Source organism: Verminephrobacter aporrectodeae subsp. tuberculatae (genome assembly GCF_026127385.1).
Lineage (GTDB): Bacteria > Pseudomonadota > Gammaproteobacteria > Burkholderiales > Burkholderiaceae_C > Acidovorax > Acidovorax aporrectodeae.
Window position 1 is genome coordinate 487929 of the sequence record NZ_QZCX01000003.1, and the last position, 12481, is coordinate 500409.

7 protein-coding genes and 1 pseudogene are annotated in these 12481 nt (G+C 61.7%); 1 reads left to right on the plus strand and 7 read right to left on the minus strand.

Annotated elements, in window-relative coordinates; all coding sequences use genetic code 11:
- Window positions 1-54: 54 nt before the first annotated feature.
- From D5041_RS17270 to D5041_RS17300, 7 genes and pseudogenes are all read right to left on the minus strand, one after another.
- A complete protein-coding gene (locus tag D5041_RS17270) occupies window positions 55-1299 on the minus strand; it encodes a sugar ABC transporter substrate-binding protein (protein WP_265285325.1) in 1245 nt (414 codons plus the stop codon).
- 13 nt (window positions 1300-1312) lie between these two features.
- A complete protein-coding gene (locus D5041_RS17275) occupies window positions 1313-3118 on the minus strand; it encodes a glycoside hydrolase family 15 protein (RefSeq protein WP_010104880.1) in 1806 nt (601 codons plus the stop codon).
- Window positions 3119-3376: 258 nt separating this feature from the next.
- Window positions 3377-4621 (minus strand): sugar ABC transporter substrate-binding protein, encoded by a 1245-nt coding sequence (locus tag D5041_RS17280; protein WP_265285326.1) that lies wholly within the window; start codon window positions 4619-4621, stop codon window positions 3377-3379.
- Between the two features lie 94 nt (window positions 4622-4715).
- Window positions 4716-7559, minus strand: a complete 2844-nt coding sequence (locus D5041_RS17285) for a hypothetical protein (RefSeq protein WP_265285327.1) — start codon at window positions 7557-7559, stop codon at window positions 4716-4718.
- A gap of 146 nt (window positions 7560-7705) precedes the next feature.
- The gene (locus tag D5041_RS17290; RefSeq protein WP_265258800.1) at window positions 7706-8428 is read right to left on the minus strand and encodes an SDR family oxidoreductase; all 723 of its coding nucleotides are present in this window, start codon (window positions 8426-8428) and stop codon (window positions 7706-7708) included.
- 53 nt (window positions 8429-8481) lie between these two features.
- Window positions 8482-8580: pseudogene (locus D5041_RS17295) on the minus strand (citryl-CoA lyase); the annotation flags it as partial.
- A 12-nt stretch (window positions 8581-8592) separates the two neighbouring features.
- On the minus strand, window positions 8593-10128 hold the full coding sequence (locus D5041_RS17300; protein WP_265285328.1) for a class I adenylate-forming enzyme family protein: 1536 nt from the start codon (window positions 10126-10128) through the stop codon (window positions 8593-8595).
- A 678-nt stretch (window positions 10129-10806) separates the two neighbouring features.
- Here D5041_RS17300 and D5041_RS17305 point away from each other — a divergent pair.
- Entirely contained in the window at window positions 10807-12390 is a 1584-nt protein-coding gene (locus D5041_RS17305; protein ID WP_265285329.1) for an MFS transporter, read from the plus strand.
- Window positions 12391-12481 lie beyond the last annotated feature (91 nt).

The window sequence follows — 12481 nt, forward strand, 5'->3', positions numbered from 1 at the left end:
GGGCGGATTCTGCGCAACTGTGCATGGCGTATCAGGGGCGGGCGGAGAACCGCGTCACTTCGCAGCGGCTTGCTTGAAGGCATCTGCGGACGATGCCTTGCCGGTGAGCCCCAGCTGCACGGCGGAGTAAATGACCACGGAGGTGTCCTGCCATTTCACCCCGAGTTTTCCGGTGCGACTGCGTGCGCTGGCAACCTGCTCTGCGAACACCTTCATCGACGGAACCTTGGCAACGAACTGTGGAAGCAGCGCCGTTTTGGTGGGAACGGTGAGCCGCTGCTCGGCCAACGCGAGTTGGTTCTCGTCACTGTTGATGCATTCGACGAAACGGGCGGCCAACGCCATCTTGCCCTTGTCTCCGGTCCGAGGGACGGTCCACATTTCGCCGCCAAGCGGAGTGATCGGCGTCTGTCCTGCGACGTTCACGGGAATCTGAGCGATGCCATAGTCAAGCCCGGTTGATTGGTTGAGTTTGGGCATATTCCACGGCCCGTTGATCATCATGGCGGCCTTGCCCGCGATGAACTGGTCATTCACGTCACTCTGGCTCCAGTTGACGACACTCTTGGAAACCGCCCCGCTCTGGACGAGATCGATGAACAATTGCAAGGCTTCGGAGACCTTGGGCGAGGAGAGGTCCGACTCATCTGCGCCGTTGGACCACATGAAGGGCAGGAACTGCCAACTGCCCTCGGCAGTCGCCGCAGCCGTGAACGCAAGACCGTAGGCATCCCTTGTCGTGAGTTTCTTGGCGGAATCCCGGAGTTCGGCCCAAGTTGTGGGCGGCGTCATTCCCGCCGCTGAGAGGATCTTCTTGTTGTAGAAAAGCGCGAGTGTGTTGACGGTCGGCGCAAGACCGTAGACCTTTTCGTCATAGGTGCCCGCCGCGAGAATGTTCTTCGCATAGCCTGCCGTGGGAACGTTGAAATCGATCAAGGGAGCGAGTACACCCGATTCTGCAATCTGCTGAACGTTCGGGTTGTCGAGCATGAGAACGTCGGGCAGCGTCCTGGCCGAAGCCTTTTGGAGCACCTTCTGGACGAGCGTGTTATCGGGCACTATTTCCCGATTGATGCGGACTCCGAGTTCGCTCGCGCAATGGTCCAGCGCGATTTGGATGTGGCTCTTCTCGGGCTCGTTGATGTAGTAGTCGAGAATGCGGAGGACCGATCCGGCAGCCCCCTTGCTCATGTCACCCATGTCACCCGTGCTGTTTTCGCTTGCCTCCCGCGAGCACCCCATGATGGCTGCGGCGAACGCAAATGCAGCTGCAGTTATCTTCGCTTTGGTTTTCAACATGGCAGGGAATGCCTCAAATCACGCTGTCCCACGGTGCTGAAAGGCGCACGGCGGCGTTGATCACGCCCACCATGGAATAGGTTTGCGGGAAGTTGCCCCACATCTCACGGGTTGCGGGGTGGGTGTCTTCGGAGAGCAGGCCGAGCGGGTTGCGGGCCGCGAGCATGGCCTCGAAGATGGCGCGCGCCTCGGTCCTGCGGCCGATGCGCGCGAGCGCGTCGATGCGCCAGAAGGTGCAGATGTTGAACGCCATCTCGGGTTTGCCGAAATCGTCGGCGGCTTCGTAGCGGCGCATGTAGGGGCCGTCGCACAGGCTTTTTTCCATGGCCTCGACGGTGCTCACGAAGCGCGGGTCGCGCGGGTCGATGAGGCCCACTTCGGCCATCAGCAGCACGCTGGCGTCGAGTTCATGGCCGCCAAAGCTCTCGGCAAAGGCCTGGCGCGGTGCGCACCAGGATTTTTCGAGGATCTCGGCGCGCATGCGCTGCGCATGCTGCTGCCAGTAGCCGGCGCGCGCGTCCAGTTGCAGCGTGGTGGCGATCTTCGCCAGGCGGTCGCAGGCGGCCCAGCCCATGAGCGCGGACGAGGTGTGCACCCGCGCGCGCGTGCGCAGTTCCCAGATTCCGGCGTCGGGCTGGCCGTAGACGCGCACCGCGTTCTCGCCCACCTGTTCGAGCCGCGTGAATTCGGCGTGGCCCGCACGGTGCAGCAGGCGCTGGTCGTGGAACGCCTGCGCGGCGCCGAGAACGATGTGGCCGTACACGTCGTGCTGGAAATGCTCGGCCGCCTGGTTGCCCACGCGCACCGGCCCCATGCCGCGGTAGCCCGCCAGATGCGGCACGCAGCTTTCGGGCAGTTCCCGCTCCAGACCGATGCCGTACAGCGGCTGGATATGGCCGCCGCCACCCTGCACCACCACGTCGCTCAGCCAGCGCAGATAGTCTTCCATGGTGCCGACTTCGGAGAGGCTGTTGAGCGCGCGCACCACGAAGAACGCGTCGCGCAGCCAGCAATAGCGGTAGTCCCAGTTGCGCCCGCTGTGCGCCGACTCCGGGATGCTGGTGGTCATCGCGGCGACGATGGCGCCGGTTTCCTCGTAGAGCGAGAGCTTGAGCGTGATCGCCGCGCGGATCACCGCATCCTGCCATTGCAGCGGAATGGCCAGCGCGCGGCTCCAGTGGCGCCAGTAGCTGGCGGTCTCCTGCTCGAAATGGCGCGCGGTATCGGCGATGCCCTCGGCCAGCGTTTCGTCGGCGCCGAGCAAGAAGTCGTGCGCGCGCGTGAGCACAAAGGCCTGGCCCGACAGCACATGCGATACCGGCGCGTCGGTGCACAGGCGCAGCGTCAGGCTCTCGCCGACATAGCGGATATGGTTGCTGCCGCGCGTGATCCGGGGCACGGTCTGCCCCCAGTCGTAGCGCAGCTTGAGCGCCACGCGGATGCGCGGCGCACCCTGGATGGGGCGCACCCTGCGCACCAGCGTCATGGGGCGAAAGTAGCGCCCGCGGCTGAAGAAGCGCGGCGCGAAATCGCTGACCTCCACGCCGTTGCCGGCCTTGTCGAACAACTGCGTGCGCAAAATGGCGGTATTCGCCTCGTAGCACTGGCGGGACTCTGCCAGGTCTTCGAGTTCGATCGCGAAATGGCTGCCTGCGTCGCCGGGTTGCAGCAGGGCATTGAACACCGGATCGCCGTCGAAGCGCGGCAGGCAGCACCAGACCATGCGCGCCTGCTCGTCGATCAGCGCGCTGATCGCGCAGTTGCCGACCAAGCCCAGGTTCAGCGAGCCGGGCCGGGGCGCGGTGGCTGCCGTGTTCATCGCCCGTGCTCCAGCATGAACAGCGTGGCGATCCGTCCGGGGGCGGCTTGCACCGGGTCCGGACGCGGCGCCAACCCGGCGAGCCTGCTGCGGGAATCAGGAGAAACCGCCCGGTCGGGTGCCAGAAACGGGAGCAATTGCATGGGACGAAAGCATAAGCCCGATTCCCGCACTCCATCCAAGTAATTTCCCTTGGTAGCGTCAATACAAATCAGGAAACTAGTTGATACATGATCGAAACGAATCAGAGGGGCGTCGTCACTTCGCAGCAGCTTGCTTGAAGGCGTCTGCGGACGATGCCTTGCCAGTGAGCCCCAACTGCACGGCAGAGTAGATGACTGTTGCGGAATCCGGCCATTTCGCCCCGAGTTTTCCGGTGCGACTGCGTGCGCTGGCAATCTGCTCTGCGAATACCTTCATCGCCGGAACCTTGGCGACGAACTGCGGAACCAGCGCCGTTTTCGTGGGAACGGTGAGCCGTTGCTCGGCCAACGCGAGCTGGTTCTTGTCGCTGTTGATGCATGCAACGAAACGGGCGGCCAACTCCATCTTGGCCTTGTTTCCGGTCCGTGGCACGGTCCAGATTTCGCCCCCGAGCGGAGCGATCGGTGTCTGCCCGGCAGTGTTCACGGGAATCTGAACGATTCCATAATCAAGCCCGGTGGATTGGTTGAGCTTGGGCATATTCCATGGCCCGTTGACCATCATGGCGGCCTTGCCCGCAATGAACTGGTCATTCACGTCACCCTGGCTCCAGTTGACGACACTCCTGGATGCCGACCCGCTGCTTACGAGGTCAATGAGCAATTGCAGGGCTTCGGAGACCTTGGGTGAGGAGAGGTCCGACTCGTCCCCGCCGTTGGACCACATGAAGGGCAGGAACTGCCAGCTCCCCTCGTAGGTTGCCGGAGCCGCGAACGCCAGACCGTAGGTATCCGCTGTCGTGAGTTTCCTGGCGGAATCCCTGAGCTCAGCCCAGGTTGTGGGCGGCGCAATGCCCGCCGTCGAGAGGATTTTCTTGTTGTAGAAAAGCGCGAGCGTGTTGACGGTCGGAGCAAGGCCATAAACCTTGCCGTCGTAGGTGCCCGCCGAGAGAATGCCCTCTGCATAACCTGTTGTGGGAACGTTGAAATCGCTCAACGGAGCGAGTGCGCCCGATTCTGCAATCTGCTGGACTTCCGGGTTGTCGAGCATGAGAACGTCGGGCAGGGTCTTGGCGGAGGCCTTTTGGAGCACCTTCTGGATCAGACTGCCACCGGGCACTGCTTCCCGGTCGAGGCTGACTCCCAGTTCAGCCGCGCAGTTGTCCAGCGCTGCCTGAATGTAGCCCTTCTCGGGCTCGTTGTTGTAGTAGTCCAAAATACTGAGGACCGATCCGGTAGCCGCCTTGCCCGTGCCACCCGGGTTCCCTGCGCCGTTCTCGTTTGCATCACGCGAGCAAGCCATGATGGCGACGGCAAACACCAGTGCGGTCGCGCTTATCTTTGCTTTGGTTTTCAACATGCTCTCCTTACGGGTTATTCATTGTCCAGAGGATTGCCAACACGGTATCGCCCACCCTGCTCCGGCCGAGAGCTTGCCGAATGCGGGAAAGCACTTACAAGCCCTTTTCTTCCTTCATGACTTCATTGACATAACTATCAGGGTACGAGTTCCAATATACGTTCTCCATCCCATCATGCGTAATTTTTACGGAGATGAAAGTGCCTTCTACCAAGTCAACTTGCGCCATGGTGGCCACTATTCTCCCCATGGCAATCATCGCGTCAGCCACAGGCACTTTTCCTGCACTGATTGCATCCGGTGAAATTTTTACGGTGCTACCGGCGTCTACCGGCCTATCGCCCACGAAAAATTCACAGGCTATGTTTTGCGCTTTTACCAGCGCATTATTGAACAAATGCACGTCAATGTCCGTCTTCGTTTTATCAAATGTATTTTCCGAATAACGAATGGAACGAGTCAGTTTTGCAAACACATTTTTTGCAGTCATCGGAATCAGCGCCATGCATTTCACCATGGGTTTTCCGAAATAGTCTTTCCAGCCGAGGCCCGTCAATTTTATTTTATACTTGACGATCAGCAGGTCGTCAATGGTTGAATAGTAGCAAAGGGGTGTTATATGGTAGCTGTAAAGGACGTCTTTTACAGAACCGGCATGGATGTTGATGTTCAAGTCCGTCGTAGTAGTAACGCTCGTCGTTGATGTGTCCCCCGAACTTATATTAAAATCAAAATTCGCGCCGGCCTGTACGATCGCACCACTGTACCCAACAGAAATACCTCCACTCGTGGTGAGGTGGGAAGTGTATGATTCGGATGAACCATCGGTCAAGGACTGTGCGTAGCTGATGGTCGCGCCACCGGAATCCTGGGTTACGTCCAGTTCGATGCGGGGAAACAAGAGCTTTGATTCGTCATATCCCGGAATACTGGCCCCCTCATAGCTTAGCAAACTCCCCACTTCATAGTCTGCCGCATAGATGATTTCACTGGAAGAAGTTTCCACCAATTCCGTTGCCGGAGTTTTCGACTGTGGAAACACCATTGGCAAATCCACTACTTTTACCGGCTCATCAAAATCGGGAGTGCGTATATAGACCGGAAAACGCCACGTTAAAAAACTATTGGAATGTCCCAATATCACATCTGTTTGACTGATGGTTTGCCCAAAACTCAGAGCAACGCTTTTCGCTTGATCCTCCGTTTTCGAAAAACCATGCCCTGTCGTCAGGCTGAGATGCTCACTGACATAACCCCCAAACAAGTTGACGGAAGCATGCTCGCTCAGAGTAATTGACCAATCAGAATGCGTAGTCGTGCTTGAATTATTCACGACATGAGACCCTTCAGTAAAAGAAAGACTGGGTGAATTGTCCAGTACAGCGCGCTCAAAAGGTATGCACTGGAGTAATGCCAACGCCTGGATTACCGAGGAATAGTCGACAAATTCCGGAAGCCCTATGCGCAGACTTTTTCCATTATAGTCCATCCCGCCGGCGAAGCACGGAAGTACATTTAATCGTTCCACGTATTCCTGGGGATTGGCGAGGATTTGATCGTACAATAATGGCCATCCTTCCTGTTCATCATCCACGGAGTATATGAATCTGCCATTTCCCTCTACATCAGTATCTGCAATCTCAATGAAAAAAGGATGGAAAGCAAGTTTGCAAATATTTTCGTGGTCCATGAAGGTTTCGACGGAAGCTCTGGAGATATGAACCAGATTGATATTGGGGACGGTATATTTTCCTTCATCGGGTATCTTAATATCTTCAGTCAGCGATATGAATATGTCACTGGATGCATATCCACGCGGAGCGCGAGTTGCCGGGCTGGTATCGTCATGAATTCTATTGAACTTGTCTACTATGGCACCAGTTGCTTCATCTACATTCAAAAAATGGGTTTCAAGAACAGAACAGATCAACCATGTTTGATGCGCAGCATCCCCGGGATATCTATGCTCTACCACATGGGGGGCAGTCCAGATGATATTATCAGTTGGTTTGAGCGGAATGAAGGTGGCAGAAATGCATTTATATTCCGGCTTTAACAACGTGTCCGGCCTGAGCGACTGCATGACGGTTTGATTCCAAAATTTCAACCGACCAAAATCTTCTTTATCATGCCGCAACAGAGCCAGGCAAGGCTGCTGGCTTGCATTCACAAAATTAACCAGGATTTGTTCATCGCTGGTGGACGAAATGAACCTTCCTGATTTCAGTTGAACGATGGTATGATCTTGCGTGCTGACCTCTCCTAAAGAAACCGCCATAAAATCAGATGCATTGGTTTTTTGCTTTGAAAAAATCGTCAAGGAAGCAGAATATACGGTCAGATTATTGGATAAGTCCACGTTGGTCAGAATAGCCTGCAAGGCAAATCCTTTTTTCACAAAAGTGAATTCCATCTTTTCAGACCCAAAGGGCAGCTCAATGCTGTGCTCCACTTTGCCATCCGTAACGTCAATGAGCACCAGTGAGTAGATTCCTTTATCTTCATTCAATAGAATCAAACTACCGTTCGTATGTTGATCAAGATTAAAAATATCAAAAATCTTGACTATTTTCCCCGTACAGGAATTTGAAATCGTCAGAGGATCTACTACGAGTCCTTCTTTGTCATAATCGTAGCTTACATGGAACAGGGTGCAGGGTGTAAGCACCACTATTGCATCCCTGTTTTTTTCCGGATGATAAAAACTCTTGGCATCCATGACATCTTCCAGTTTTATGCCGTCGAGACAAGCATCAAAATGGGTGTACACCGCTGTTTCTCTCTTGGAAAATACGTCCGTGATGCGAAGCAGAACCTTCCCGCCATCATCTTCTACTATTACGTACGGGTGATTCAAATTGAAAATCGAATCTCCCACCCCTACCGGAGGCATGTCGGGAAGAACGTCTTGAGCGAAAAATTTTTTATTCAGGGTCATGATTTCTTGAGCAACGATTTTATAAATACATGTTGTAACTTATTTCCCGGATTCGAACACCTGCCCTGCAGTTTGTCAATCCCGGGGCTTCCTGGTTCCGTCTCCAACACGCCAGATTCCGGGGGAAACGCAGGACCGGAGGCGATTCATGGAGCAAATCCCACCGTCGTGCCGCCGCAGACGTACAGCACCTGGCCGGTGGTAAAGCCCGCACGCGCGTCGAGCAGCGACGCCACCTGGTGCGCCACCTCGTCGGGGTGTCCCATGCGGCGCAGCGGAATGCTTTGCAAGATGCGCTGCGTGGCGGCTGCGCCCAGCGGGTTCACGCGCTCGAAGAGCTCGGTGATGATGGCCCCGGGGCCAATGGCGTTGACGGTGATGCCATCGTCCGCGAGTTCCAGCGCCAGCGCGCGCGTGAAGCCGTGCAGCGCGGCCTTGCTCGCGGCGTAGGCGATGCGCTCGGCCCTGCCCAGTGCGGCGCGGCTGGAGATATTCACGATGCGGCCAAAGCGCGCCGCGCGCATCCCCGGCAGCAGCGCCTGCACGCAGGCGATGGCCGCAGCCTGGTTGACGGTCATCACGGCCTGCAGGTCGGCGCTGGTGACGGTGTCGATTCCCGCGGGGCGCACGATGCCCACGTTGTTCACGAGGCGCGTCACCGCGCGTTCCGCGACGCTGCGCGCGAGCGCGGCACGCAGCGCGCGCTCGTCGGCGAGGTCCACCTGGACGAAGGTCTCGCGCGGGCCCATGGCGACCGGGGCGACGATGTCGTAGTTCACGACGTGCAGGCCGTCGGCCATCAGGCGCGCGGCCACCGCGCGGCCGATTCCCCGGCTGGCGCCGGTGACGAGCGCGGCGTCCGCGCTCATGCCGGACCGTCCTTGCCAACGCTGGGGACGGCCTGCGCTACGGTGTCCCGGATGCCCAGCAGGTCTGCGACCCGGTTTGCCCCGCGGTAATGCAGGCTGGTGCGGGTGTGCGAGCACAGGCGGGTGACGGGAGGGGAGGTGGCAACGGCCATGGGGCGGTTCTTTCAGGAAGCGTCGGGAACGGATTTCAGGGCGGCAAGGGCTGCGTCCCGCACGGCGGACTTGAGCACCTTGCCCACGGGCGAGCGCGGCAGGCTGTCGTGGAAATGGATGCGCTTGGGCGTTTGCACCGGGCCCAGGCGTTCGCGCACAAAGGCGATCAGCGCGGCCTCGTCCGCGACCTGGCCCGGGTGCAGTTGCACGGCGGCCTGCACGGTCTCGCCCCATTTCTCGTCGGGCAGGCCGAACACCGCGCACTCGTACACCGCGGGGTGCTGGCCCAGGGCGTTTTCCACATCCACGGGGTAGACGTTGAAGCCGCCGCTGATGACCATGTCCTTGAGCCGGTCGCGCAGGTGCAGGTAGCCGCGCGCGTCGATCAGGCCGCGGTCGCCGGTGTGCAGCCAGCCGCCCGCCAGGGTCTCGGCGGTTTTCTCGGGCAGGCGCCAGTAGCCGGTCATGAGCAGGTCGCCGCGCGCCACCACCTCGCCGACCTCGCCTGCGGGCAGCAGGCGCCCGTCGGGGGCCATGATGGCCAGGTCGTTGAACCAGGTGACGCGCCCCACGGCGGACACGTTGTGCGGGTCTTCAAAGTCCTCGGGGCGCATCACGCTCAGGACCTGCGGCGCCTCGGTCTGGCCGTAGGTGGTGCCGAGCACCGGGCCGAAGAAGGCGCGCACGGCGTGAATCTTTTCGGGCGGCATGGGCGCGGCGCCGTAGATCAGTCGGCGCAGGCGCGGATAGTCGCTGCGCGCGGCGCCGGGCAGGGCCATGAGCATGTAGATCAGCGTCGGCGGCATGAAGCACGCGCTGCCGCCACGCTCGCGAAAGGCCGCGCGCACGGCCTGCGCGCCCGCGCCGTCGGGCAGCACGTGGCAACCGCCCTGCGCCAGGACAGGCAGGATGTAGGTGGACGTGCCGTGCGTGATCGGCGCGGCGACGACGTAGCGCTCGTGCTCGTCGAAGCCCCAGGCGTGGATCTGGTTCACGATGTTCGCCATCCAGGCGCGGTAGGGCTGCATCACGCCCTTCGGGACCCCCGTCGTGCCGCCGGTGAATTTGATCGCCTGGGTCGCGTCGGGCGGCAGATCGATCACCGGACGCGGCGCACCGGCGCCGTCCCGGACCAGGTCCGCGAGCGTGCTGCCCGCGGGCCGCGCGCCCTGCGCCGCACCGATGCACACGCGCACGCCGGGCGCGCCTTCGAGCAGTTCGGCGCAGGCGGCGTCGAACACCAGGATCGAGGGCTCGGTGACATCGACGATGCGGCGGATTTCGGACCGGGTGCTCTTCGGGTTCAGCGGCACCCAGACCTTGCCGCAGGCGAGCACGGCGAGCAGCGCGGCGATGTGCTCGGCGCTATTGCCCGCGCAGATTCCCACGCGGCTTTGCGGGGTCGGATCGAGCGCCGTGAGGCCGGCGGCCAACGCCGCCACGCGGTCCGCGAGCGCGTCGTAGCAGATGCTGCCTTCGGGCGCGTCGATGGCCACGCGCGCGGGCCAGCGCTGCGCTGCGCGCCAGAAAAAATCGATGGGAAACATTGTGGTGTCACTCCTTTGGTCTGTGTGTTTGCTCGGGCCGTCGCTGGCGCTATTCGACCATGGCGCCGCGAAGGCCCTGCCCCCTCGCGCCAGCCGGGTTTGGCTGGCCAAGTGGCGCCCCGGGCGCGCCAAGCTTGTTCTGCCCCGCAAATGGCAGCACATGAAGCTGCTGCATTGCGCGCCATGGCAGAGCCAAAATCCTCGCGATACCCTTGGATATCGCGAGGATTTGCAATGCCGCCCTGGCGCGAAAGGCGCCGTTTCATGTGCTGCCATTTGCGGGGCAGGAGGCCAGCGTTACGGCGCCGCGGCGTTCGTGCCCCGGTCCTGTCTCCTGGCGCAGCGGGAAAACCCGTCCCGGCACGCCCTGCGAGAACCTGTCGTACCGTCCTCAGGACACTGACCAGCCATTTCCTGTAATACTGTAACTAGTTGTGCAGATTCGAGCACCTACCCTGCAGTTTGTCAATCCCGGCGCCTCTTTGATTCCGTCGCCAACATGTCAGATTTCCGGGGAAGGAGATGCGGAGCCAGGCCAAGCGTCGCCAACTGTCCAACGGAACACCCCCAAACGGCCCCGGGACGGATATCCTGTGCGCGGGGAACGGAAATTCCGGCACAGACGGCGCAGTGCCCGTCCCGCCGGGACCTTCCGCCCGCACCTGCCCTGTTTCTCCCATGTCATCGCCATCGACCTCTTTGTGGAGCCCCTTGCGCGCGCCTGCGTTCCGGGGCCTGTGGATTTGCGGCGGCGTGTTCTTCGTCGGTAACAGCATGCAGACCATGGCGGCCGCCTGGCTCATGGTCGAACTCACGGGATCGTCGTTCCTCGCGGCGCTGGTGCAGACGGCGGTGTTCCTGCCCATGTTCCTGCTGGCGCTGCCGGCGGGCGTGCTCGCCGACACCACGGACCGCAAGCGCCTGATCTGCGGCGCGTTGCTGGCCCAAGCGGGGACCTGCGCGCTGCTCACCCTGCTCACGCTGGGCGGCTGGAGCGGGCCGGCGTCGGTGCTCTTGCTGGTGTTCGTCTGCGGCGGCTGCACGGCCGTGCTCACCCCGGCCTGGAACGCCTCGGTCATCGACCCGGTTGCACGCGAGGCCTGGCCCCAGGCCATCACCGCCGTGGGCATCGCCTACAACGTCGCGCGCGCCCTGGGCCCTACGCTCGCGGGGCTGGTGTTCGCGCAGCTGGGTGCGGGCTGGGTGTTCGCGTTCTCGGTGGGCACCACACTGGTGATGTGGAAGTCGATCCGCCGCTGGCCGCCGCGCGCGCACGACCCCACCCGGCTGCCGCCCGAGCGGCTCTGGGGCGGCACCCTGAGCGGCCTGCGCTACGCCTGGCACTCGCGCATCATCTTTGCGCAGCTGGTGCGCGTGACGGCCTTCAGCGCCGCGGGCTCGGCGCTGTGGGCGCTGCTGCCGATGATCGCGCAGCGCCAGCTCGGCGCCGGTGCGCAGGGCTTTGGCCTGCTCATGGGCTGCCTGGGAATAGGCGCAGTGGCCGTGGGGCTGCTGCTCGGGCGGCTGCGCGCACGCTTCGGGCTCGAGCGCATCGTCGGCGCCGGCGGCGTGGTGTTTGCGGCGGCCATGCTGGTGACCGCGTTTGCGCAGGCGGCCTGGATCGTCTATCTGTGGATGCTGCTCGCGGGCGCGGCGTGGATGTCGTCCATGTCCACCTTCAACACCGCCACGCAGGCGAGCGCGCCGCAGTGGGTGCGTGCGCGCGCCGTGGCCATGCACATGGTGACCGCGCTGGGGGCGTTTGCCATGGGCTCGGCGTTCTGGGGCGCGTCGTCCGACCTCATCGGCCCCACGCCCACGCTGTGCCTGGCCGCAGCGTGCATGCTCGCCGGCCTGCCGCTGGCGCGCCCCCTGCCGCTGCGCATGGGCGCGCTGCACGAGGTGACGCAGGCCACTCCCTGGGACGAGCTCTTCATCGAGGCCGAGCCCCGGCCCGAGGCCGGCCCCGTGGCCGTGGAGATCGGCTACCGCATCGCCCCCGGAACCGACACCGCCTTTCTCGACAGCATCAGCCGCCTGCGGGCCCCGCGCCGCAGGGACGGCGCCACCTTCTGGCGCGTGTACCGGGATCTGGGCCAGTCCTCGCGCTATGTGGAGCGCTTCATCGTCGAATCCTGGGCCGACTACCTGCACCAGCGCGCCCGCGCCACGATGGCCGATCAGACGCTGGAGAGCGAGGTGCGCGCCTTCCTCGCGCCCGGCGAGACGGCCCGCATGTCGCACTACATCGCTGAAAGATAGGTCCCCCCCTGAGCCGCTTCGCGTCTTCCCCCCAGGGGGACGCCAGCAGCGGCCCGGCGAAGCCGGCTCCGCGCTGGCCTCAGCGGGGGGC